This is a genomic window from Bacillus sp. OK048, assembly GCF_900103525.1.
Taxonomy (GTDB): domain Bacteria; phylum Bacillota; class Bacilli; order Bacillales; family Cytobacillaceae; genus Neobacillus.
The window spans coordinates 305,660-330,664 of sequence record NZ_FNHN01000002.1 but is presented as its reverse complement, the minus strand read 5'-3'; the positions used below and the strand labels follow the sequence as shown (position 1 = coordinate 330,664).

Sequence of the window (25,005 nt, the reverse complement as noted above, 5' to 3'; positions counted from 1 at the left end):
CAAGATAAACACTTAAAGGAGCGAGTGACATGTTCAATAAAAAAGTAGTTATGATTACGGGTGCATCAAAAGGATTAGGAAGAGCCTTAACACTAGCTTTTGCAAAAGAAGGTGCCCGTCTGGCAATCTGTTCGAGAACCTCAACAGGATTATTTGAAGTTAAGGAAGAGGCAGTGGCATTAGGTGCAGAGGTGTTGGCGGTAACAGCCGATATTTCCCTTACGAGAGATGTAGAACGGTTTGTTGCCATGACTGAGGAGGCATTTGGTCAAATTGATATTCTCATTAATAATGCTTCGATTCTCGGACCAAGTCCAATGCCGTTATTGCTCGATTATCCGGAAGAGGATTTCGCAGAAGTCTTACGAGTAAATTCGATTTCGCCGTTTTTAGTGACCAGAAGAGTCACCCCCGGAATGCTGCAGCGAAACCAAGGCTCTATCATAAATGTGACCTCCGAAGCGGGGAATGTTGGTTATGCAGGCTGGGGTGCTTATGGTATTTCTAAATTTGCTGTTGAGGGTCTCACCGAAACATGGGCAGATGAATTAAGCTCAACCAACGTTCGTGTCAACATGGTCGATCCTGGGGAAATGGATACAGATATGCACCAACTAGCAGTTCCTGACTGTGATTACCGATTAGCAAAACCGGAGGATGTCGTCACCGTTTTCTTATATTTAGCTTCAGAAAAGTCAAACGGAATTACTGGTCAACGCTTCGAAGCCCAAGAGTTTTCAGAGGAGGGTTTATGATGACTGCCACTGCATTTGATTTCTATTTACCAGATGAATTAAATGCTTCACAGCCACCAGAAAGACGGGGGATTAGAAGAGATCATGTAAAAATGATGGTTTTAGACAAAAAAACGGGTCATGTCTTCCATGACCATTTCTTTCACCTAACGGATTATCTGAACCCTGGAGACTTGGTTGTTATGAATAACAGCCGAACTGTGCCTGCCATACTAAAAGCTGATTTGATTAGAGAATCAAAAAGAATCCACCAAGAAGTTGAAATTCGGCTGGCAAGGCGTCGAAATGAGGAGACTTGGGATGTGTTGGTCGTGACCGAGGAAGTTAAATTGGGTGACATCTTGCAAATTTCAACAGAACTTACGGCCGTAGTCATTGATATGAAAGCTGGCACACCACTAAAAACTATCCTATTTTCGAAAAAGGGAACCGACCTATTTAATAATATTTATGCTCTTGGGGAACCAATTCGTTATGAATATATCAATCACAACTGGAGTCTTGATTACTATCAAACTGTGTTTGCCAGCCAACCTGGTTCTGTTGAAATGCCTTCAGCAGGAAGAGCGTTCAGCTGGGAACTTCTGTTCAGCCTTCAAAAGAAGGGCATAGAACTCGATTTTATTCAGCTTCATACTGGGCTAAGCTATCTCCTTGATGATGAGCTGGAAACATCACCAAGTGATAATTACGAGGAATATCATCTTTCTGAAAAAACCATAGAAAAGATTCATAGGACTAAGGCTTCTGGAGGAAGAGTCATTGCAGTGGGGACAACGGTGGTTAGAGCCTTAGAGAGTGCAGGAGTAACGGGCATATTAGATGGTGTGACGAATCTTTATATTAATAAAAGTTTTCCACTTAAAATGGTCGATGGCATTATTACCGGCTTCCACGAACCAAAAGCAAGCCATTTGGATATGCTTACTGCTTTCGTACCACAGGATATATTATGGAATGCATATGAGGAAGCAATTGAACAGCGTTACTTATGGCATGAGTTTGGGGATATGAATTTAATTTTATAAAGGGGAAAGCTGACAAGTAACATCGTCAGCTTTTTTCCCTGATTCAAACTTGCCATCAAGATTGTGATACGAATATGATTTAGTCAATAGATACTTGGATTGGGAGAGGTTTACATGTCCAGAAATGAAGAGATTGCTATTTTAAAAGAAATTGCCGAGTTATTGAATGAGGGGACAGATTCAAAGACCATTCTAGCCGAGGTTTTAAAAAAACTCTTAAGTATAACCGGACTTCAAACAGGTTGGATTTTTTTAATAGACGAAAATGGTGGCCATCAGCTGGCAGCGAAAGCAGCCCTGCCTGAAGCATTGGCCTCCAACCATAACCAGAGAATGTGCAATGGAGATTGCTGGTGTGTAAACCGTTACAACAACGGGCGATTAAACAAGGCTGTAAACATCATAGAATGCCAGCGAATTGAGAATGTTATCCTTGAAAATGCAGGTGATACAGCCGGTCTGACCCATCATGCTACTGTCCCGCTAAGGGCTGGGAACGAGAGATTTGGAATATTAAACGTCGGCTCCCCTTATAAAACACATTTTCAAAAAGATGAACTTGCCCTGCTTGAGGCGGTAGCCTTTCAAATTGGCACAGCCCTAAAAAGAATAAAATTAACCGAAAGTGAACAAGAAACAGCCCTTATTTCCGAGCGCAATCGACTTGCTAGAGATTTGCATGATTCCGTTAATCAATTACTCTTTTCACTAAGCCTCACAGCTAGAGCTGGCAGGGAAATGACAGATGTGGTAGAGGTGAAACAAACCTTTTCCTATATCCAGGATCTTGCTCAGGAAGCGCTTGGTGAAATGAGAGCGCTGATTTGGCAACTAAAACCCCAGGGACTGGAAAATGGAATTATTAGTGCATTAAGCGGCTATGCTGAAATGCTAGGTTTAACTATAGAGGTAAAATTAACTGGGATCTCAAGCTTTCCTGAAAAAGTAGAGGAAGCACTGTGGCGTATTGGGCAGGAAGCGTTGGGAAATTGCAAAAAGCATTCACAGACCACCCATGTTTCGTTAGTTTTAAATAGAAACAGTGATTTTGTGAAGATGACGATTCTAGATCAGGGTTGTGGCTTCAATTATGATGAGAATCTCGAACTGCCATCATTTGGATTGAAAAACATGAAAGTACGAACTCAAAGCTTGAATGGGACGTTCTTATTAAAGAGTGAGCCAGGTAAAGGGACGAAGATTCAGATAAAGATTCCAATTTAGGGGGAGAAACAATGAGAATTCGGATTATGATAGCAGATGATCATCATGTGGTAAGAAGAGGGCTGGCATTTTTTCTAAAAACACAACGTGAGATTGAAATTATTGGAGAAGCTGGAAATGGGAAAGAAGCAGTTGACCAAGCACGTAAATTGAAACCTGACCTTATTCTCATGGATCTTGTTATGCCAGAAATGGATGGAATTCAGGCGACAAAAATCATAAAAAGTGAACTGCCGGAAATCAAAATTATGATGTTGACTAGTTTTTCTGACCAAGATCATGTCATCCCAGCGTTAGAAGCAGGTGCATCCGGTTATCAATTGAAAGACATCGAGCCTGATGAGTTAATTAAGTGTATTAAAAAAATCATGGCTGGCGAAAATCAGCTTCATCCAAAAGCCACCTCCCATTTGCTTGCTAATTTATCTAACAAAAAAGAAGATAGAAATTTACTTTCTGAGTTAACAAAAAGAGAATTGGATGTTCTCAAAGAAATTGCGAAAGGTAAAAGTAATAAGGAAATAGCGTCGGCACTGTTTATTAGTGAAAAAACCGTGAAGACGCATGTCTCCAACCTCTTGTCAAAGCTCGAACTGGCAGACCGCACCCAGGCAGCACTTTACGCAGTAAAGAACCAATTAGTGGAGTGAAAAAATACTGAAAATTTTTATTCTTTCCCTTCACAACTAACTTTTACTAATCCTCTAAGTTAATATGGTAGAATGGAGTACATGGAACACCGAGGGAGAGAAAGCGATTGTACGAATTTATTAAAGGAACCGTTGAGTTTGTTGGTCCGGAGTATATTGTAATTGAGAATAATGAGATTGGCTATCAAATTTCAACGCCAAATCCGTTTATTTATTCTAGTAAAATGAAAACGAATGTTACGGTCTATACATATCATTATGTACGTGAAGATTTGATGGCGTTGTACGGTTTCGAATCAAGAGAAGAAAAAAAGCTGTTCATGAAACTGCTGAATGTATCTGGAATCGGACCTAAAGGAGCACTAGCGATTTTGGCTTCTGGTGAAGTACAACAGGTTGTTTCAGCAATTGAAAATGAGGATGAAAGCTTCTTAGTAAAATTCCCAGGGGTCGGCAAAAAAACAGCAAGACAAATGATCCTGGATTTAAAAGGGAAATTACAGGATGTCGTCCCTGATTATTTCCCGAATTTATTTAATGCAGATACATTACCAGCCGCACAGTCAACTAATATCGCTTTTGAAGAGGCATTACTTGCTTTGAAAGCACTTGGCTATTCTGACAAAGAAGTGAAAAAGATTTCCCCAGAGTTACGAAAAGAACAATTGTCAACTGACCAGTATATTAAAAAAGCCCTGCAGCGGCTTTTAAAATAAGGTGATTATTCATGGATGAGAGAATTATTTCTAGTGAAGCAGACCAGAACGAAATCTCCTTAGAGCAAAGCCTCAGGCCGCAAACTTTAAAACAATATATTGGTCAGGACCAAGTAAAAAAAAGTCTTGAGATTTTCATTGAGGCTGCAAGACTCCGCAAGGAAACGTTAGACCATGTCCTTTTATACGGACCTCCCGGACTAGGAAAGACGACCCTTGCGGTTATTATTGCCAATGAAATGGGTGTAAACATTCGGACAACCTCCGGGCCTGCTATCGAGAGACCCGGTGATTTAGCTGCGATTCTAACGGCACTTGAGCCCGGGGATGTGTTATTTATTGATGAAATCCACCGGCTGCCAAGACAGATTGAAGAGGTTCTTTATCCAGCCATGGAGGATTTTTGTCTTGATATCGTCATTGGCAAAGGTCCAAGTGCCCGTTCCGTAAGACTTGATCTGCCACCATTTACCTTAGTAGGTGCTACCACCAGGGCTGGCTCGTTATCGGCACCACTTCGGGACCGATTTGGAGTTTTGAGCAGACTCGAGTATTATAAAGAAGACCAATTAAAAAATATTGTCTTAAGAACAGCAGATTTATTTGAAACGAAAATCGACGATCAGTCTGCGGGAGAGATTGCTAGAAGGGCACGGGGAACCCCTCGAATTGCCAACCGCTTACTTCGCAGGGTTCGAGACTTTGCACAAGTAAAGGGCAATGGCGAAATTGACTTAGCCCTGGCAAGAGAGTCTTTAGAGCTCCTTCAGGTAGACAAACTAGGACTTGACCACATTGACCATAAGCTACTAAAAGGAATTATTGAAAGATTCCGAGGAGGTCCTGTTGGTTTAGACACCATTGCTGCGTCTATTGGAGAAGAGTCTGTAACGATTGAAGATGTTTATGAACCGTATTTACTGCAAATTGGCTTTTTACAACGAACACCTCGAGGAAGAATAGTAACAGAATTAGTCTATCGCCATTTTGGCATGGAGCCACCAAAACAGTAATTTTTAATAAGTAGGGATGTTTTTTATGAAGGTAGATTTATTTGATTTTCATTTGCCTGAAGAGTTAATTGCACAATTACCACTTCAAAACCGGACGGATAGCAGGTTAATGGTGGTTAACAAGGAAACAGGCGAACTTAAGCATGAAATTTTTAAAAATATAGGTGAATACTTGCGTGAAGGGGATTGCCTCGTTTTAAATGATACGAAGGTACTCCCGGCACGCCTTTTTGGTGTGAAAAAGGACACAGGCGCCAAAATTGAAGTATTACTTTTAAAACAGCAGGAAGGCGATCATTGGGAAACGCTTGTAAAGCCTGCAAAACGCATCAAAGAGGGAACAGAAATTGATTTCGGTGATGGGTTGCTAACAGCTGTTTGTACGGGAACTTCCGAACATGGCGGCAGAGTATTGGAGTTCCGTTATGAGGGGATTTTTTATGAGATACTTGATCGATTAGGTGAAATGCCGTTACCTCCTTATATTAAAGAACAGCTTGATGATCGAGATCGATATCAAACCGTGTTTGCCCGCGAACCAGGTTCAGCCGCTGCTCCAACAGCAGGGCTCCATTTTACCGAAAAGTTGTTAAATGAGGTAAGAGAAAAGGGTGTTCACATAGCGTTTATTACCCTTCATGTCGGGCTTGGAACTTTCCGCCCTGTCAGTGTGGACGATGTTCTCGAACATGATATGCACGCTGAATTTTACATGATGACCGAAGGGACAGCGAGGCTGTTAAATGAAGTGCGCAAAAATGGCGGCAGAATTATTACCGTTGGCACGACATCAACTCGGACACTTGAAACCATTGCATCACAAAACAATGGCAGCTTTATTGAAAGCAGTGGCTGGACCAATATATTTATCTATCCTGGGTACGAATTTAAGGCAATTGATGGCATGATTACGAATTTTCATTTGCCTAAATCGACGTTAATTATGCTTGTAAGTGCACTAGCAGGAAGAGATAATATCTTGCATGCCTACCATACTGCTGTAAACGAACGGTATCGCTTTTTCAGCTTTGGCGACGCGATGCTCATTATTTAGGTACTATAACGAAAGGAGAAAAACATTTGACTGCGATTCGATATGAATTTATCAAAACTTGTAAACAAACAGGTGCCCGGTTAGGGCGAGTACATACACCGCACGGTTCCTTTGACACGCCAGCATTTATGCCGGTAGGGACACTTGCAACTGTAAAAACAATGTCCCCAGAGGATCTAAAGGAAATGGGTGCAGGGATTATCCTAAGTAACACCTATCACTTATGGCTCCGTCCTGGTCAAGAAATTATTAAGGAGGCAGGCGGCCTTCATAAGTTTATGAACTGGGATCGGGCGATTTTAACGGATTCTGGCGGCTTCCAGGTGTTCAGTTTAAGTGAGTTCCGAAAAATTGAAGAGGAAGGCGTACACTTCCGCAACCACATGAGTGGGGAGAAATTATTTTTATCACCTGAAAAGGCGATGGAAATTCAAAATACTTTAGGCTCTGATATCATGATGGCGTTCGATGAGTGCCCTCCGTACCCAGCCACTTTTGAATATATGAAAAAATCGGTGGAGAGAACCTCGCGGTGGGCGGAGCGTTGTTTAAATGGGCATCAGCGCCCACAAGATCAAGGGCTGTTTGGAATCGTTCAAGGAGGAGAGTATGAGGAGCTTCGTAAGCTAAGCGCAAGTGACCTTGTTTCTCTTGATTTCCCTGGATATGCTGTCGGTGGACTTTCAGTTGGCGAGCCGAAGGACGTGATGAATCGGGTTCTTGAATTCACCACACCGCTTTTACCAACAAATAAACCTCGTTACCTAATGGGGGTTGGGTCACCAGATTCCTTGATTGATGGAGCAATTCGTGGTATTGATATGTTTGACTGCGTGCTACCAACTCGAATTGCTAGAAACGGTACATTGATGACTAGTACCGGTCGACTAGTAGTGAAGAATGCAAAATTTGCTAAAGATTTCGGACCGCTTGATCCAGATTGCGATTGCTACACATGCCGAAATTATAGCAGGGCCTACATTCGTCATCTAATTAAATGTGATGAAACATTCGGAATTCGATTAACATCTTATCATAATCTCTATTTTCTGTTAAGATTGATGGAGAAAGTCAGACAAGCTATCCGAGAAGACCGGCTTGGTGATTTCCGCGAAGAGTTTTTTGAACGTTACGGTTTTAACAAACCAAACGCGAAAAATTTCTAATAGATACTTTTTGAAAGGAGGGAACAACATGCAAGGACTAGGTTCAATCATTCCATTAATATTAATGTTTGTATTATTCTATTTCCTACTAATTCGTCCGCAACAAAAACGTACAAAAGCTGTACAACAAATGCAAAACGAATTAAAAAAAGGTGATAAAGTTGTCACGATTGGCGGTTTACATGGCTTTGTCGATTCAATTGATGAAAATAAAGCTGTGATTAAATGTGGAGACGGCAGCCGTCTTACTTTTGACCGAAATGCAATTCGTGAAGTAACTGAATCTGCAAAAACTTCTACAACTGCAGAAGTTTCATTAGACAAATAATAAGAGGGAAGCCAGTTTTAAACTGGCTTCCTTTTTCTATACAATCCTTGAATTATTTGTTGCTATATTTACCCCTAATATACCACCCATCATCGCAATTAAGGTATAGCATGCGTGATAGATGAACTGTTCGGCGTCAAATAGGCGGTCATAGCCTAGATACTGCGATAACATGACAATAAAGCTATAAATTAAGCCTGTTAATCCTCCTATTAGCCAGCCCTTTTGTTTGCGCTTACCGCCAGATAAAAAACCTCCTCCAAATAGCCCAATAAACGATATTGCCGTTATAACATATTGAAGTGAGTGTTCCCGAACGGATGTAAACTTAAGAATTAATGAAAAAATGGTGCTGCTGACAATCGCGAATAAGAAGATAAAAATTAACCCGTACAAAATAGCTGTACCAAAGCTTTTTGATTCGATCGTACTCTCCTCCTTCAGTTGCCTTATCATAGAGTTGTGTCCCTAAGATAAACAGATACTTACCTAGTACAAGCATATTCTGGATTTGAAAAAGTAGAATAAAAACTTTTTATTTTTCTGGAATATTATTCCTTAAATGTTTAGACCGAAAAAGCTAACAATAGTATTGAGTGCAAAAAAGGGGCGGACCGTAGTGGAACATTACTTAACGATTATTTTTCGAACATTATTTTTTTATGTACTGATCCTCTTCATTTTTCGATTAATGGGAAAACGCGAAATAGGAGAATTAAGTATTCTTGACCTTGTCGTCTTTGTCATGATCGGTGAGATGGCGATCGTCTCAATCGATAATCCCAAAAGACCACTCATGGAAACTATTATTCCGATGGTTTTATTAATGCTCATACAAATACTCTTAGCAACGATTTCCTTAAAGAGTAAACGGTTTCGGGATCTTGTTGATGGGAAACCAACGATCATTATCAACCGTGGAAAAATAGATGAAGGAGCAATGAGAAAACAACGTTATAACTTTGATGATTTACTAACGCAATTAAGGGAAAAAGATATAAGAAGCATTGCCGATGTTGAGTTTGCGATTCTGGAATCGTCTGGAAGTTTATCTGTGATTGAAAAATTGAGTAACAGTGACGGACAGCCAAAGGAAGGGGATATTACGATCCCGTTAATTATCGATGGCTCGATTGAGGAAGAAAATTTAAAACGGATCAATAAAACCAATCTATGGCTCCGTCAGGAATTGAAAAAAATGGGTTATCGTGATGTTCGGAAAATCTCATTTTGCAGCTATGAAAATGAAAAGTTCTTTGTAGACATTATTGACGAAGATTAAAGAAGACACGCTGTTGTTTGCCTGTCTTCTTGCAGTCTATCGGATAGGGATTAAATTGCGGATGATAGGGATTCTTTTTAACTCATCTTTTTTTATTAAGCCAACGATGATTAACAAACAGATGTAGATGAGTGACATACCACTTGCAGAAGAAGCAACTCTGATGGCTAAGTGTTCTCCTAAAAGAATATGATGATATAACCAATACCCTATCCAGGCAGAAAAAGCCATGATGATAGATCCTTTCAGGTAGTCACGTACATGAAGGCTAAAGGCAATTTTCTTTAGGACTGTCGCAAAATGAAGCACGGTTACCAAGACAAAGCCAACAATTATCCCTAATGCAACACCTATGATCCCAAAGGTAGGCTGTGAAGCAAGCAGGAATATGACAGCTGTTTTAACGATGGCACCAATTAAACTATTGATCATAGCCGCTCTTGCTAAATTTAATGCCTGTAAAACTGCCTGCAATGGACCTTGATAATAATAAAACAAAAAGAATGGCGCCATAATTTGAATAAAGTAGGATCCTTTTGTCGAGCCATACATGAGCTGCATAAGCGGATCGGCTAGAACATAGAGGACAATAACTGATAATCCTCCTGTTAAAAAGGCGAATCGTAAAGCCTGCTGCAAACGATGTTCAATTAACTGATGGTTATTTTGTGAGTTAGCTTCACTAATAGCTGGGACGAGAGAAGTTGCTAATGAATACGTAACAAATGACGGAAGCAATAGTAATGGCATGGCGAACCCGGTTAATAAACCATATTGTTTCGTAGCGGATACCGCGGCAACCCCTGCGATCGCTAAACTGTTGGCCACAACAATTGGTTCAAAGAACCAAGCGACCGAGCCAATCATTCTGCTGCCCATTGTGGGTAAGGCGATCTCCAATAATTCTTTAAATGTTTTCTTACCAGAATGAACAAATTGAAAGAAATTCTTACGAAGTTTAAATCTTTTCTTTAATTTAAAGGCAGTCATTAAATAAACTAGGGAAACAACTTCACCAATTATGGAAGCAACCATTGCTGCAGCTGCAGCATATTCTATTCCATAAGGAAGAAACGCACTCGTCATCACGGCTATTAAGGTTATCCTTACTAGCTGCTCCAAGATCTGTGATACCGCAGAAGGGCGCATATTTTGCCTGCCTTGAAAATAGCCGCGCAAAACAGATGAAACAGCGATTACAGGTACGACTGGAGCTATTGCTATTAATGGATAATACGTTCTTGGATCGGTAAAGAGCGTGGTTGACAAGATTGGAGCCAATAATAGTAATGCAGGTGTAAATATAACCGATAGCGAAATGGTAATGGCAAGTGATACAACAAGAATTTTTTTAATTTCTTGATGATTTCCTCTGGCCTCTGCCTCGGCGATATTTTTTGAGATCGCAACAGGAAGCCCCATTTGAGTTAAGGTCACAACCAGAATAAAAGTGGGAAAAGCCATCATATAGAGGCCAACCCCTTCTTCACCAATACTTCGAGCTATGACAATTCTGTTAATAAATCCAAGTACCCTTGTAATTAATCCTGCAATCAACAGGATAAAAGTCCCTTTTAAAAACTTTGACATCCTACTTCCCACCTTCTCAAAAAAGAAGAATTCATATACAATTAATCTATATGCATAAGGGTGGACAAAGCATGACAAGGTGTTTTTTATTTTAAGATAATTGAGAAGGATGGAAACGTCCGTAGGAGGCAACTGCATTGGAGAAAAGCCACGCATACAATCATTTTCACACCCAGGTAAAACCAGCATTAATTAGCAAATTGGAAGAATTTCGCTTGCTTGGCTACAAAGAAGTATCAGAAGCTGGTCTTTGGGAGTTCTTACAAAAGAAAAAATGGAAGAAGGTAAAAAACGATATCAGGCTTTATGAGATTATTGATGATATCCTTTCCGTAAAGGTCAGTGATTACATAAGCTTTACAACGATTGAAACATATAAAAACAATGATTTTAATTTGAAAGATGAAAATGAATGGAAAGAGTTATTGAAATAAATTATAATAGAAGAATGATTTTTATATAAGGCTTTTCGTTGCAGTGCTTTGGCCAAAGCCTAAGCCCTAAGGAGGAACATACATAATGGTTAAGCGCAGTAGAATCATTGCTTTCCTGCTAGTAGTTTTATTAATAGGAAGCACAATGGGAGTTACATCAAAAGGTATTTTGAAAAACATTAAACTAGGTTTAGACCTTCAAGGTGGCTTTGAGGTTTTATATGATGTTACACCAGCGAAAAAAGGTCAGAAAATTGACAAAGATACGTTAGCAAGTACTGCCACGGCGCTTGATAAGCGGATTAACGTACTTGGTGTAAGCGAACCGAATATACAAGTTGAGGGAGAAAATCGTATTCGTGTTCAGCTTGCTGGGGTAACAGATCAAAACGAAGCACGAAATATCCTCTCGACCCAAGCCAATCTAACCTTCAGGGACGCGAATGACCGTATCATGATGGATGGAACAGATTTAGCTGAAGGCGGCGCTAAACAGACGTTCGACGAAAATGGAGCACCAAGTGTCTCGTTAAAATTAAAGAGTGCTGAAAAGTTCAAAAATGTTACTGAAGAAATTGTTAAAATGGCACCGAATAATGTATTAGTTATTTGGCTTGATTTTGAGGAAGGAAAAGATTCCTTTAAGACTGAAATTACAAAAGTAAATCCTAAATTTTTATCAGCGCCAACTGTAAAAGAAATTTTTAACCAAAATACTGTATCTATCGTGGGAAGCTTTACTGCAAAGGAAGCTCAAGAGCTGTCTTCACTATTAAATGCTGGAGCACTTCCTGTTAAGCTAACTGAAGTATACTCGACTTCTGTTGGAGCAAAATTCGGTGAACAGGCGTTAAACCAAACGATACTAGCAGGTATTATCGGGATAGCCCTTATTTATTTATTTATGTTAGTTTACTACCGTTTTCCTGGTTTTATTGCAACCGTTACGTTATCCATTTACATTTATCTAGTTTTATTAGTGTTTGATTGGATGAATGGGGTTCTTACTTTACCGGGAATCGCCGCCCTAATACTTGGGGTCGGGATGGCGGTTGATGCCAATATCATCACCTACGAACGAATAAGGGAAGAAATTAAAGTTGGTAAATCGATAAAATCAGCTTTTCAATCTGGTAGTAAAGGATCGTTTACCTCAATCCTTGACTCCAACTTGACGACGATTTTAACGGCAGCTGTTTTATTTTTCTATGGGACGAGCTCCATTAAAGGATTCGCCACCATGCTCTTGGTCAGCATTTTGTTAAGCTTTCTTACAGCTGTATTTGGTTCTCGCCTATTTTTAGGTATGTGGGTCAATAGCGGCTTCTTGAATAAAAAGGCTAGCTGGTTTGGTGTGAAAAAATCTGCAATAAAAGATTTAGCAGAAAATTACGATGCAATTGATCTTCCAACTAGATGGGATCGCTATGATTTTGTAAAGGTAAGAAAATTATTTTTTATCGTCTCTGGTGTACTCATTGCTGCTGGCTTAGTGTTAATCCTGATTTTACGTTTGAATCTGTCTATCGATTTTTCAAAGGGCACGCGGATTGAAGTCTTATCTGACAAACCATTGACAGCAGAACGGGTTGAAAAAGCCTTTGACAAACTTAATATTAGTATTGATGATATTACGCTTTCTGGAGATAACAAAGAAGTTGCGTCTGCTCGAACGAAAGAGGTATTATCGAAGGATGAAATCTTAGAGTTAAAAACAACTTTCCATAATGAATTCGGCGCTGATCCGAGTGTAAGTTCCGTTTCTCCGACAGTGGGTAAAGAGTTGGCGAAAAACGGAGTTATTGCCCTCATCATTGCTTCAATCGGAATAATTATTTATGTAACGGTCCGGTTTGAGTTCGCAATGGCAATTGGGGCTATTGTCTCACTGTTGCATGATGCTTTCTTTATGGTTGCTTTTTTCAGTATTACAAGACTAGAAGTGGATTTAACATTTATCGCTGCTGTGTTAACCATCATCGGTTACTCAATTAATGATACGATTGTTACCTTTGACAGAATGCGTGAGAACTTGCAGAAGAAGAAGCGTCTTAAAACTTTCGAGGACATAGCTGATGTCGTGAATGTAAGTGTTCGTCAAACGTTAACACGTTCAGTGAATACCGTATTTACTGTATTAATCACTGTTCTTGCGATGACGATCTTTGGAAGTGAGTCCATCCGGAATTTCAATATTGCAATGTTAGTTGGGTTAGTAACAGGTGTGTACTCTTCGATTTTCATCGCTACAAATCTTTGGGTTGTATTAAAAGCTAAAGAGTTGAAAAAGAAGGGAACCATTAAAACAGTGAAAGAAAAAAGAAAATACTCGGACGAGCCGCAAGTGTAATGGAAAAAACCGCATTTAGCGGTTTTTTTTATGGATTGAACTGTCAATCATGCTCCTGTATAATAGTAAAGTCTGAGGGGTGAACGCATGTTAAAGTCAAAAACTAGATGGATTGTTCGTGAATCTGACCAACAACTAGTAAAAACTCTCGAAACCGAATTGAAGATTACGCCACTTGTTGCATCGCTGCTTATCAACCGCGGAATAGATACCGTTGATTCTGCACGGTATTTTTTATTTGGAAAAGAGCATTTCCATGACCCTTATTTATTAAAAGGCATGGATATAGCTGTAAACAGAATTCGCGAAGCAATAGATAAACAAGAACCTATTTTAATTTTTGGAGATTATGATGCGGATGGTGTCAGCAGTACAACCGTATTAATGGTTACCCTTAGAGAATTGGGAGCCAATGTCCAATTTTATATTCCTAATCGTTTTACTGAAGGTTATGGACCAAATGAACCAGCCTTTCGTCAAGCAGCAGCGTCTGGAATAAAGTTAATTATTACTGTAGATACAGGGATTTCTGCCGTACATGAAGCAGCTATAGCGAAAGAACTTGATCTCGACTTAATCATCACGGACCACCATGAGCCGGGTCCAATTTTACCTGAAGCACTAGCAATTATTCATCCTAAACTACCCGATAGTAGGTACCCGTTTCGGGAATTGGCGGGGGTAGGAGTTGCCTTCAAATTAGCCCATGCCCTGTACGGAAAGGTTCCAGAGCACTTATTGGAAATAGCCGTTATAGGTACGATTGCTGATTTAGTTTCATTAAAAGATGAAAATCGTCTGATTGCAAAAAAGGGTTTAGAAAGACTAAAAGTAACATCGAACAAAGGATTAAAAGCGATTCTTAAAGTTTCTGGTGTGGATCAGCAATCTGTAACGGAAGAAACCATTGGTTTTACACTCGCGCCTCGAATTAATGCTGTTGGCAGATTAGAAGATGCAGGTATGGCTGTGGAGCTTTTGCTTACAGATGACCCGTATGAAGCCGAAAGCCTAGCACAGGAAATGGATGAACTTAACAAAACGAGACAATCAATTGTTAATTCCATTACCCTTGAAGCCATAGAAGAGGTAGAAAAAAATTATCCGATTGAATCGAATTCAGTTCTCGTCATAGGAAAAGAAGGTTGGAATGCAGGAGTAATCGGCATTGTTGCCTCAAGATTAGTTGATAAGTTCTATAGGCCGACGATAGTCCTTAGTTTTGATCAAGAAAAAGGGTTAGCAAAAGGATCAGCTCGAAGTATTGCTGGCTTAGATTTATTTAAAAATCTTTCAACTTGTCGCGATATTCTGCCTCATTTTGGCGGACATCCAATGGCAGCAGGTATGACACTAAACCTTAAAGATGTAGCAGAGCTGCGCTCAAGATTAAATCAACTTGCGGATGAACAGTTGTCAGAAGAGGATTTTGTACCCGTTACGTTACTAGATCATCAAATAAATGTAGATGCGATCAATTTGGATGCCCTAGATGAACTAAACCTTCTTGCTCCATTTGGAATGGACAACCCAAAGCCTAAGGTGTTAATCAATCATGTCCAAATCTCTTCGATGAGAAAGATTGGATCAGAGCAAAATCATCTGAAAGTCATGGTTAATGAAAATGGTGCAAACCTAGATGGGATTGGATTTGGACTTGGATCCTTAGTTGACCATATTTCACCAGCTTCAAAAATTTCACTAATTGGTGAATTAGCCATCAATGAGTGGAATAATATCCGTAAACCGCAAATTTTTATCCAGGATATTGCTGTTGAATCATGGCAATTATTTGATCATCGTGGTGTTAAACGCATACATTCAATGACACAAAACATTCCTATTGAAAACCGGAAATATATCTTTTTTAATAAAGAACAGTTTGATAAAATCGAACCAGCTCTAGCGAACGAGGCCATTCTAATTCAAGATGAGAACGATGCTAAGAGATTCGATTCCTATGAAGCCAATGTTGTTCTCGTTGACTTTCCGACATCTAAGGAACTGCTTCGTCACTTGTTTAATGGAAAACAGCCAGCTCGAATTTATGCTTATTTTTACAAAGAATCAAGTGATTTCTTTAGTACCTTACCGACTAGGGATCATTTTAAATGGTTTTATGCTTTTTTATTAAAAAAAGGCCCAATTGATTTACGTCGCCATGGTGATGAAATTGCCAAACACCGTGGCTGGTCGACTGAAACGATAACCTTTATGTCAAAGGTGTTTTCTGAACTGGATTTTGTTACAATAAACAATGGATTTATTACGTTAAATAAACTATCACAAAAGCGTGACCTAACTGATTCAATCACTTATCAAACAAAACAAGCTCAATATATCCTTGAAAGAGATTTATTATTTTCATCCTTTCAACAATTAAAGAGTTGGTTTGACCAAGTCATCGAGGAATCAGTTCATATTGAGGAGGCAATTAAGTAATGGACTTAGAACAATTTATCGCAATCGTACCAGATTATCCAAAACCCGGAATAAATTTTAAGGATATTACTCCTTTAATGAATAATGGAGAAGCATATAAGTATGCAACGGACCAAATCGTTGCCTATGCGAAAGATAAACACATTGATTTAATTGTGGGTCCAGAAGCAAGAGGATTTATTATTGGCTGCCCTGTGGCATATTCCCTTGGAATTGGCTTTGCTCCTGTTCGTAAAGAAGGAAAACTGCCGCGTGAAACAGTTAAAGTTAGCTATGGATTAGAATATGGCAGTGATATCCTTACCATTCATAACGACGCGATTCAACCAGGACAACGTGTTCTTATTACCGATGATTTGTTAGCGACAGGTGGAACCATTGAAGCAACCATCCAATTAGTTGAACAGCTTGGCGGTGTGGTTGTAGGAATTGCGTTTCTAATTGAATTATCGTACCTTGATGGTCGTAAGAAACTTGAAGGCTACGACATCATGACATTGATGAATTATTAATAGTGATGGGGGCACTCGTAAATGAGTGCTCTCTTGTTATAAAAAGAGCGCTATTAATTAGTCGTATTTCGACACTTTTTTCTTAAAATACTGTAAAATAAGTATCAATCCCTTTACTTCTGAGCGTTTTTTTTCGATAATAGTAACATTCATTAGTAACTAGTTTAATCAGGGGAACATTAAATAATAAAAAAATAAAAAAATGAGACGAAAAATAAGGTGATTTTATGGCGAACGATCAAGTTCTAACCGCCGAACAAGTCATCGACAAGACGAGTGCCTATTTAAACGAGGAGCATGTTGAATTAGTAAGAAAAGCGTACGAATTCGCCAAACATTCTCATCGTGAACAATATAGAAAATCGGGTGAACCGTACATTATTCATCCCATTCAAGTTGCTGGAATTCTAGCAGATTTGGAGATGGATCCTGAAACGGTAGCTGCTGGTTTTCTACATGATGTTGTTGAAGACACGGATGTTACATTAAAGGACATCGAGAGTGAATTTAATGACGAAGTGGCCATGCTTGTCGACGGGGTTACGAAATTAGGAAAAATTAAATATAAATCACACGAGGAACAGCAGGCAGAAAACCACAGAAAAATGTTTGTGGCAATGGCTCAAGATATCCGCGTTATTTTGATTAAGCTTGCTGATCGTTTGCATAATATGAGAACGCTAAAGCACCTTCCTGTTGAGAAGCAGCGTCGGATTTCAAATGAAACCCTTGAAATCTTTGCACCTTTAGCCCATCGTCTTGGTATTTCTACGATTAAGTGGGAGTTGGAAGATACAGCATTAAGATATTTAAACCCACAGCAATATTACCGTATTGTTAACTTAATGAAAAAGAAGCGTGCAGAACGGGAGCAATACTTAGTCGATGTCATGGATGAGGTTCGTGACAGAATGAAAGAAGTGTCCATTAATGCGGAGCTTAATGGAAGACCTAAACATATCTACAGCATTTACCGTAAAATGGTTCAGCAAAATAAACAATTTAGTGAGATTTATGATTTACTTGCTGTTCGAATTGTCGTAAATAGCATTAAAGATTGTTATGCCGTATTAGGAATCATCCATACTTGCTGGAAGCCAATGCCAGGACGATTTAAAGATTATATTGCGATGCCGAAGCAGAATATGTATCAATCTCTTCATACAACGGTCATAGGACCTAAGGGAGATCCACTCGAGGTACAAATACGGACCTCCGAAATGCACAGAATTGCAGAATTCGGGATTGCCGCCCACTGGGCCTATAAAGAAGGAAAAGCACTTAGTGATACAACATCTTACGAACAAAAATTAACTTGGTTCAGAGAAATTCTAGAATTTCAAAATGACACTGCAAATGCAGAAGAGTTTATGGAGTCTTTAAAAATTGATTTATTCTCTGACATGGTTTTTGTTTTCACCCCAAAAGGTGATGTCATTGAAATGCCGTCTGGTTCCGTTCCAATTGATTTTGCTTATCGAATTCACAGTGAAATCGGCAATAAAACGATAGGTGCAAAAGTTAATGGTAAGATGGTTACGCTCGATTATCGGCTTAAAACAGGTGACATTATCGAAATCCTTACTTCTAAGCATTCATATGGGCCAAGTCAAGACTGGTTAAAGCTTGCACAAACGTCTCAGGCTAAGAACAAAATTCGTGCTTTTTTCAAGAAGCAGCGCCGTGATGAAAATGTCGATAAAGGAAAAGAACTAGTTGAAAAAGAAATCCGTGCTATGGAATTCGATTTAAAGGAAATTTTAACTGCTGAAAACCTCAAAAAGGTTGCGGAAAAGTTTAATTTTACCAATGAGGACGATATGTATGCAGCGGTTGGCTATAATGGGGTAACCGCACTGCAGGTAGCCAATCGTTTAACAGAGAAGTGGCGTAAAAAGCGAGATCAAGAGCAATCAGCGACAATAACCAGTGCTATTTCAGATATGAAGTCATTTCCTTCTTCGAAACGGAGGGAATCAGGGGTTCGCGTTGCTGGAATCGATAATTTATTGATTCGTCTGTCGAGATGTTGTAGCCCTGTCCCTGGTGACGACATTGTCGGCTTTATTACCAAAGGACGCGGTGTTTCTGTCCATCGTGCCGATTGTACGAATATCGACTCTAATGATGCGCAAACCAGGTTAATACCTGTTGAGTGGGAATCTTCTTTAAATGACCGTAAAGAATATAATGTCGATATTGAAATCAGTGGTTATGACCGCCGGGGTATCCTGAATGAGGTTCTGCAAGCAGTAAGTGAAACGAAAACCAATATTTCAGCTGTTTCTGGCAAATCTGACCGTAATAAAATGGCGACAATCAGTATGTCGATTGCCATTCATAATGTTAATCATTTGCATAAAGTGGTTGAACGAATTAAACAAATTCCAGATATTTATTCGGTTCGCCGGATTATGAATTAGGGAGTTCAGGTAATATGCGAGTTGTTGTACAGCGCAGTAAAAATGCGAAAGTAACGGTAAATGAAGAAATAACGGGACAAATTTCCAAAGGTCTCGTCCTCCTTGTTGGTGTTACACATCATGATAAAGATGAGGATGCGGCTTATTTAGCTGAAAAAATTGCCAATCTACGGATTTTTGAAGATGACGCCGGAAAAATGAATTTATCTTTAGTAGAGGTTGGCGGGGAAATCCTTTCTGTTTCCCAATTCACTTTGTATGGGGATTGCCGAAAAGGAAGAAGACCCAATTTCATGGAAGCAGCTAAACCGGAACAAGCGAATCAATTATATGAAAGATTCAACCATTTATTACGTGAAAAAGGTATCAAGGTTGAAACGGGTATCTTTGGAGCGATGATGGATGTTGAACTAATCAATGACGGTCCTGTCACACTAATTGTTGATAGTAAGGGTTAAAAAATGCTTGGCACTTTATATAGCTGCCAAGCATTTTTTTATTCTTTAAAATACCGTGCCAGTCCATTAAATAAACCAGTTGCGACGCTTTCTTGAAATTGGCCGGATGTAAGTGTCATTTCTTCTGCTGGATTACTTAGATAGCCTAATTCCATCAAGACTGCATGCCTTTGATTTTCACGAATAACGTGGTAATCACCCGAGCGCACACCCCGGCTTTTTAACTTTGTTTGTGCATTGGTTGAATAATAAACAGCTTCTGCCAGTTTTTTTTGAAAAGAATGATAGTAATAGCCTGTCATCCCCCGGACGCTGCGGTCTATATTACTATCATAGTGTAAACTGATAAAGGCATCTGACTGATGTACACTCGCCATTCTGACCCTTGAAGGAAGGGGAAGAAATGAATCATTGCTTCTTGTTAGGAAAACATTTGCTCCTGCGGCTTTTAGTTTATCCGTTAAGAGGTGAGCAGTCCGTAGTGTTAATTCCTTTTCAAGTGTGCCACTCGTACCAGTAGCACCATTATCAATCCCTCCATGCCCTGGGTCGATGACGATGGTTTTGTAGCGCAGGTAACCTTCTGCCCCTTGTTTACCAATTTCAGGTCCGGCACCATTTGTTGTTACCAGCCATCCAGCAATAAAACCATTTGTACCATTCGGCAAGGTGATTTCATACCAATCGTTATTGACACTCTTAACTGGAAAGGAGTCTCCCTCATTTGCCCGCTGAAGGACATTTGATTGGGTGTTAGGATCCTTCCTGATATTGGTTCCATTATGGAGAATGGTAACTTTGCTATCTTTGGCAAGTTGTTTAGGGCTAGTTTTATCCCGATTGAAATACCAGCCTGCAGCCCAGCCTATTTTTCCAGCTTGATATTCAATTTTTACCCAATTATTTACTTCTGCCAAAATCGTAAACTTTTGTCCTTTCGAAACAGAACCGATTATTTTGGAGTTTAACGAAGAGTCACTACGAACACTAAGATTGCTTGCTGTTACTGTTCCAATCGATTCCTGCTCAGTTTTAGATGGCTGACTTTCTGTACCCATTTGAACATAATCAGCACTAACCCATGCTTTTTGATCAGCGTACTGGATCTCCAGCCAATTATTTTTTTTTGAAAAAATCCTGATAGTAGACCCTTTTGTTAATTTTCCAATAACCGTTCCCGTTTCAGAAGGCTCACTTCGTATGTTCAATGTATCTGTCACAATACCGTTACCGATGCTGTTTTTTTCTTTTGAAGGATTATTAGTAGTATTTTTTACATCTATGTATTCTCGTGCAACCCAGCCTTCTCCAAATGCTGCTCTTACTTTTAACCAGTTTTCATTATCCTCAAGGACAGTGACAGCTTGTCCTTTATTTAAGTAACCAATGATCCGGAAGCTAGTTCCGGGACCAGAACGCACTCGTAATTGATCGGTATTGGCTTCAGCTGTAGTTTTTTTATCAATGCTGGGCATTGTTGTACCGTTAGATGATTTTGTAACCACCCAGTTGGCAACCCATCCTGTTTTCGTTGCTGATAGCTGAATTTGAATCCAATCTCCCTTTTCTTTCAATATGGTGAAGTTCTCACCCTTTTTTACTTGTTTCACAAGCTGATAACTTAAGCTCGGACCATTCCGAATATTTACTGTTTCCTCGGCAATGGTAACCGAATCGTTTGCTGCACCTATATCTTGGGGAAGGAATACAGCAAAAATCAGCGTGAAACTTACTAATAATAGAATAAATTTCCTTAACATCCACACTCTCCCTTCTCAATATCTTTCATTTTATCGTAAAGGGGAATGGAAATCATTCCTTATTTGTAAAAATATCGGTTATTTTGTTTTGCATGTAAGTTTTTAGGAAGGTTGGAAATAATAAAACTATAGAAGAATACAATGGGGTGATGGGTGTTGAGAGCAAGCGATAAAGGAAATAGCATACAATCAATGGATAGTCGGATATATGGTGTGGATTTTCATGATTTTATACAAAAAGAACAGCATAATAATACGTTTGAGCTTGCTTCCGAATTTGGACTAACGATCGGTGATGTTAGAAAGTTGAAAAAACATCTAGAAAGAAACTAAATCCTTCTTGACATTGGAATCAATGCTCCGTAATATTAAATAAATACAATACATGGTTACAACCAATGATGGAGCATAGTAGTTAAGCTAAAAACATGACAAGAGAGGAAATGCCTTAGGCTGAGAGCATTTCTACATGATACTTAATGAATGAACACTCCGTAGGCTTCTCTCTGAAAAAGGTCTTTTTTGAGACCAAGTAGGAGTTGAACGTGAGCAGGCGTTAACTGTAAAAGAGGAAGTGCATGATCATCTATGCCTTCAACTAGGGTGGCACCGCGGAATAAACTTCCGTCCCTTGTATTTATACAAGCGACGGGAGTTTTTTGTTTTTTATTTTTACATAAAAAAAATAACGGTAAGGAGGAATTCTACTATGTCGATTAGCATTCCAAGAGGCACACAGGACATTCTGCCTGGAGAGGTAGAAAAATGGCAGTTAATTGAAGCAAAAGCAAGAGAGCTTTGCGAGAAATATCAATATCAAGAAATTAGGACTCCGATGTTTGAACAAACGGATCTCTTCGCGCGGGGAGTGGGTGACACCACTGATATTGTTCAAAAGGAAATGTACACCTTTGAAGATCGTGGCGGGCGCAGCCTCACACTAAGACCAGAAGGTACAGCTGCAGTGGTCCGGTCCTTTGTTGAGAAAAAGATGTTTGGCTATCCAAATCAGCCTGTAAAGCTTTATTACATGGGACCGATGTTCCGATATGAACGTCCGCAGGCAGGACGCTTCCGTCAATTTGTTCAATTTGGTATCGAAGCATTAGGCAGTAATGACCCAGCAATTGACGCAGAGGTTATTTCGCTTGCGATGAATTTATACAAGGAAATGGGCTTGAAAAAACTAAAGCTGGTTATTAATAGTCTTGGCGATAAGGAGAGCAGGACGGCTCACCGCAATGCATTAATCAATCACTTTCAGCCGAGAATCGGCGAGTTTTGTCACGACTGCCAAAATCGCCTGGAAAAAAATCCATTGCGTATTCTCGATTGCAAACAGGATCATGATCACGAATTAATGAAAACTGCACCATCGATTATAGATTATCTAAATGATGACTCTAAGGCATATTTTGAAAAGTTACAGCAGTATTTAACACAATTAGAGATTGCCTTTGTTGTCGATCCAAACCTTGTTCGTGGTTTAGATTATTATAATCACACAGCATTTGAAATTATGAGCGATGCAGAAGGCTTTGGGGCGATTACCACTCTTTGCGGCGGCGGTCGATATAACGGTTTAGCAGAAGAAATGGGCGGTCCAGAAACACCGGGAATTGGTTTTGCAATGAGTATAGAGCGTTTTATTGCTGCACTAAAGGCTGAAGGAATTGAGTTAGAAGTTAACCAAGGAATTGATTGCTTCATTGCCACCCTTGGAGAAGAAGCAAAAGATTATACGGTAGGGCTTTTACAAAAGCTCCGCCTTGCTGGTGTTTCGGCTGAGAAAGATTATCTAAATCGAAAAATTAAAGCGCAATTTAAGGCTGCTGACCGTCTAAACGCCAAGTATGTTGCCGTTCTTGGTGACGAGGAACTGAACAATAATAAAATTAATCTAAAGAATATGGCTACAGGTGTGCAAGAGGAAATTGATTTAACACGAATTATCGAATATTTTCAAGAATTAAAGGGATAAGAGGAGAGGATTTTCATGTACGGGAGAACGTATTTTTGTGGCGATGTTCCTGAGTCAGCCATTGGTGAAAAAATAACGCTTAAAGGCTGGGTAGCAAAGCGCCGTGACTTAGGCGGATTAATCTTTATCGATCTGCGCGACCGTTCGGGACTTGTTCAGGTTGTTTTCAATCCAGATGTATCTAAAGCGGCTCTTGAAACGGCTGAGAAGATCCGTAACGAGTATGTACTAGATATTGAAGGAACAGTTATTGCACGTGAAGAGGGAACGATTAACCCTAATTTAAAAACGGGTAAAATTGAAGTTCAAGCTGATATGGTGAACATTATTAACGAAGCGAAAACACCTCCTTTTGTGATTTCAGATAAGACGGATGCGTCGGAAGATATCCGCCTGAAATATCGTTATTTAGACTTCCGTCGTCCGGTTATTTTTGAAACATTAAAAATGCGTCATCAAGTTACTAAACAAATTAGAGACTTTCTTGATGCAGAAGGATTCTTGGATATTGAAACACCAATTTTAACAAAAAGCACTCCAGAGGGTGCGCGCGACTATCTGGTACCAAGCCGTGTACATCCTGGTGAGTTTTATGCGCTACCGCAGTCACCACAGTTATTTAAGCAGCTATTAATGCTTGGCGGAATTGAGCGTTACTATCAAATTGCTCGTTGCTTCCGTGATGAAGACTTACGCGCAGACCGTCAGCCAGAATTTACCCAAATTGATATTGAAACAAGTTTCCTTGGACAAGAGGATATCTTGGGCTTAATGGAAAAAATGATGACTGGGTTGATGAAGGAAGTGAAAGGGCTTGATATTCCTGCTCCGTTTCCACGAATGACCTATGACGAGGCGATGAGCCGGTTTGGTTCAGATAAACCTGATACTCGGTTTGGACTCGAGCTCGTTGACCTGAGCGAGGTTGTGAAGGAATCAGGGTTTAAAGTGTTTGCAGCTGCAGTGGCGAATGGCGGTCAAGTAAAGGCGATTAATGTAACAGGAGCTGCAGAAAAATACTCCCGTAAAGATATTGATGCCTTAACAGAATTTGTTGCTGTTTATGGGGCAAAAGGTCTTGCCTGGATGAAAGTAGATGCGGAAGGGTTAAAAGGTCCAATTGCAAAGTTCTTTGCAGATGAGGATGCTAATGCTTTAAGGACTGTTTTGAATGCAAATGAGGGTGACTTGCTTCTATTCGTTGCTGACAAGAAAAATGTAGTTGCCGATGCTTTAGGTGCGCTACGTTCAAAACTCGGAAAAGAATTAGGATTAATCGATCAAAGCCAGTTCAACTTCTTATGGGTTACAGATTGGCCGTTGCTCGAATATGGAGAAGAAGAAGGTCGTTATTATGCGGCCCATCATCCATTCACAATGCCGGTAAGAGAAGACTTGCCATATTTAGATACAGATCCTGCCAAAGTCCGGGCACAAGCCTATGACCTTGTATTGAATGGCTATGAGCTTGGCGGCGGCAGTCTAAGAATTTTTGAACGCCCTGTTCAAGAAAAAATGTTTAATGTGCTTGGATTTACACCAGAAGAAGCGCAGGAACAATTTGGTTTCTTGTTAAATGCTTTCGAATACGGTACACCGCCGCATGGTGGAATTGCTCTTGGATTAGACCGTTTGGTTATGCTGCTTGCAGGCAGCACGAACCTGCGTGATACGATTGCTTTTCCAAAAACGGCCAGTGCAAGTGACCTATTAACAGACGCGCCTGGTGGGGTTTCTGAAGCACAATTAAAAGAACTACACTTGTCACTAAACGTTACGAATAAAAACGAATAAAACGCTTTCAAAAACCCTTGAATGGTTTTTCTTTATATGATATTA

22 protein-coding genes and 1 other annotated feature are annotated in these 25,005 nt (G+C 39.7%); of the genes, 19 read left to right on the top strand and 3 right to left on the bottom strand.

The window, feature by feature from the left end; all coding sequences use genetic code 11:
• The first annotated feature begins 29 nt into the window (after positions 1–29).
• From BLR86_RS05055 to yajC, 9 genes are all read left to right on the top strand, one after another.
• Positions 30–755 carry an SDR family NAD(P)-dependent oxidoreductase gene (locus BLR86_RS05055; RefSeq protein ID WP_090758932.1) on the top strand — a complete coding sequence of 242 codons (726 nt, stop codon included), beginning with the start codon at positions 30–32 and terminating at the stop codon, positions 753–755.
• Positions 752–1,783, top strand: a complete 1,032-nt coding sequence (locus BLR86_RS05050) for an S-adenosylmethionine:tRNA ribosyltransferase-isomerase (RefSeq protein WP_254782234.1) — start codon at positions 752–754, stop codon at positions 1,781–1,783. The genes BLR86_RS05055 and BLR86_RS05050 overlap by 4 nt, the downstream gene beginning before the upstream one ends.
• 114 nt (positions 1,784–1,897) lie before the next feature.
• A complete protein-coding gene (locus BLR86_RS05045; protein WP_090758928.1) occupies positions 1,898–3,007 on the top strand; it encodes a GAF domain-containing sensor histidine kinase in 1,110 nt (369 codons plus the stop codon).
• An 11-nt stretch (positions 3,008–3,018) separates the two neighbouring features.
• Positions 3,019–3,657: a response regulator gene (locus tag BLR86_RS05040; protein ID WP_090758926.1), complete on the top strand. Its 639-nt coding sequence runs from the start codon at positions 3,019–3,021 to the stop codon at positions 3,655–3,657.
• Positions 3,658–3,764: 107 nt separating this feature from the next.
• A complete protein-coding gene (ruvA, locus tag BLR86_RS05035; RefSeq protein ID WP_090758924.1) occupies positions 3,765–4,373 on the top strand; it encodes a Holliday junction branch migration protein RuvA in 609 nt (202 codons plus the stop codon).
• An 11-nt stretch (positions 4,374–4,384) separates the two neighbouring features.
• Positions 4,385–5,386, top strand: a complete 1,002-nt coding sequence (gene ruvB, locus BLR86_RS05030) for a Holliday junction branch migration DNA helicase RuvB (RefSeq protein WP_090758922.1) — start codon at positions 4,385–4,387, stop codon at positions 5,384–5,386.
• 25 nt (positions 5,387–5,411) lie between these two features.
• Complete coding sequence (gene queA / locus BLR86_RS05025; RefSeq protein WP_090758920.1) at positions 5,412–6,440, top strand: tRNA preQ1(34) S-adenosylmethionine ribosyltransferase-isomerase QueA; 1,029 nt, start codon at positions 5,412–5,414, stop codon at positions 6,438–6,440.
• Positions 6,441–6,466: 26 nt separating this feature from the next.
• The gene (tgt, locus tag BLR86_RS05020; protein ID WP_090758917.1) at positions 6,467–7,606 is read left to right on the top strand and encodes a tRNA guanosine(34) transglycosylase Tgt; all 1,140 of its coding nucleotides are present in this window, start codon (positions 6,467–6,469) and stop codon (positions 7,604–7,606) included.
• A gap of 28 nt (positions 7,607–7,634) precedes the next feature.
• Positions 7,635–7,934, top strand: coding sequence for a preprotein translocase subunit YajC (gene yajC / locus BLR86_RS05015; protein WP_090758915.1), 300 nt, complete (start codon positions 7,635–7,637; stop codon positions 7,932–7,934).
• Between the two features lie 36 nt (positions 7,935–7,970).
• Here yajC and BLR86_RS05010 read toward each other — a convergent pair whose 3' ends face one another.
• Positions 7,971–8,390: a TIGR04086 family membrane protein gene (locus tag BLR86_RS05010; protein WP_090758913.1), complete on the bottom strand. Its 420-nt coding sequence runs from the start codon at positions 8,388–8,390 to the stop codon at positions 7,971–7,973.
• A gap of 163 nt (positions 8,391–8,553) precedes the next feature.
• Between BLR86_RS05010 and BLR86_RS05005 the strand changes: the two genes are divergently transcribed.
• Positions 8,554–9,216, top strand: a complete 663-nt coding sequence (locus tag BLR86_RS05005) for a DUF421 domain-containing protein (protein ID WP_090758911.1) — start codon at positions 8,554–8,556, stop codon at positions 9,214–9,216.
• A 36-nt stretch (positions 9,217–9,252) separates the two neighbouring features.
• On the opposite strand, the gene spoVB is transcribed toward BLR86_RS05005, so the two are convergent.
• A complete protein-coding gene (gene spoVB / locus BLR86_RS05000) occupies positions 9,253–10,806 on the bottom strand; it encodes a stage V sporulation protein B (RefSeq protein WP_090758909.1) in 1,554 nt (517 codons plus the stop codon).
• A gap of 137 nt (positions 10,807–10,943) precedes the next feature.
• Between spoVB and BLR86_RS04995 the strand changes: the two genes are divergently transcribed.
• The 6 genes from BLR86_RS04995 to dtd all read left to right on the top strand — a co-directional run bounded on the left by BLR86_RS04995 (position 10,944) and on the right by dtd (position 19,425).
• Positions 10,944–11,240, top strand: a complete 297-nt coding sequence (locus tag BLR86_RS04995; RefSeq protein ID WP_090758907.1) for a post-transcriptional regulator — start codon at positions 10,944–10,946, stop codon at positions 11,238–11,240.
• An 85-nt stretch (positions 11,241–11,325) separates the two neighbouring features.
• Positions 11,326–13,590: a protein translocase subunit SecDF gene (secDF, locus tag BLR86_RS04990; RefSeq protein WP_090758904.1), complete on the top strand. Its 2,265-nt coding sequence runs from the start codon at positions 11,326–11,328 to the stop codon at positions 13,588–13,590.
• A gap of 87 nt (positions 13,591–13,677) precedes the next feature.
• Positions 13,678–16,032, top strand: a complete 2,355-nt coding sequence (gene recJ, locus BLR86_RS04985) for a single-stranded-DNA-specific exonuclease RecJ (protein ID WP_090758902.1) — start codon at positions 13,678–13,680, stop codon at positions 16,030–16,032.
• Positions 16,032–16,544, top strand: a complete 513-nt coding sequence (locus BLR86_RS04980) for an adenine phosphoribosyltransferase (RefSeq protein ID WP_090758900.1) — start codon at positions 16,032–16,034, stop codon at positions 16,542–16,544. Before recJ ends, BLR86_RS04980 begins: the two co-directional genes overlap by 1 nt.
• Before the next feature lie 227 nt (positions 16,545–16,771).
• Positions 16,772–18,967: a RelA/SpoT family protein gene (locus tag BLR86_RS04975; RefSeq protein WP_090758898.1), complete on the top strand. Its 2,196-nt coding sequence runs from the start codon at positions 16,772–16,774 to the stop codon at positions 18,965–18,967.
• A 14-nt stretch (positions 18,968–18,981) separates the two neighbouring features.
• Complete coding sequence (gene dtd / locus BLR86_RS04970) at positions 18,982–19,425, top strand: D-aminoacyl-tRNA deacylase (RefSeq protein WP_090758896.1); 444 nt, start codon at positions 18,982–18,984, stop codon at positions 19,423–19,425.
• Positions 19,426–19,463: 38 nt separating this feature from the next.
• On the opposite strand, the gene BLR86_RS04965 is transcribed toward dtd, so the two are convergent.
• Positions 19,464–21,185, bottom strand: coding sequence for an N-acetylmuramoyl-L-alanine amidase family protein (locus BLR86_RS04965; protein WP_090758894.1), 1,722 nt, complete (start codon positions 21,183–21,185; stop codon positions 19,464–19,466).
• Between the two features lie 153 nt (positions 21,186–21,338).
• Between BLR86_RS04965 and BLR86_RS25610 the strand changes: the two genes are divergently transcribed.
• From BLR86_RS25610 to aspS, 3 genes are all read left to right on the top strand, one after another.
• The gene (locus tag BLR86_RS25610; protein WP_139185568.1) at positions 21,339–21,518 is read left to right on the top strand and encodes a hypothetical protein; all 180 of its coding nucleotides are present in this window, start codon (positions 21,339–21,341) and stop codon (positions 21,516–21,518) included.
• A gap of 56 nt (positions 21,519–21,574) precedes the next feature.
• Positions 21,575–21,820: a binding site (T-box leader), on the top strand.
• Between the two features lie 74 nt (positions 21,821–21,894).
• Entirely contained in the window at positions 21,895–23,166 is a 1,272-nt protein-coding gene (hisS, locus tag BLR86_RS04960) for a histidine--tRNA ligase (protein WP_090758892.1), read from the top strand.
• Positions 23,167–23,181: 15 nt separating this feature from the next.
• Positions 23,182–24,960: an aspartate--tRNA ligase gene (gene aspS, locus BLR86_RS04955; protein ID WP_090758890.1), complete on the top strand. Its 1,779-nt coding sequence runs from the start codon at positions 23,182–23,184 to the stop codon at positions 24,958–24,960.
• Positions 24,961–25,005 lie beyond the last annotated feature (45 nt).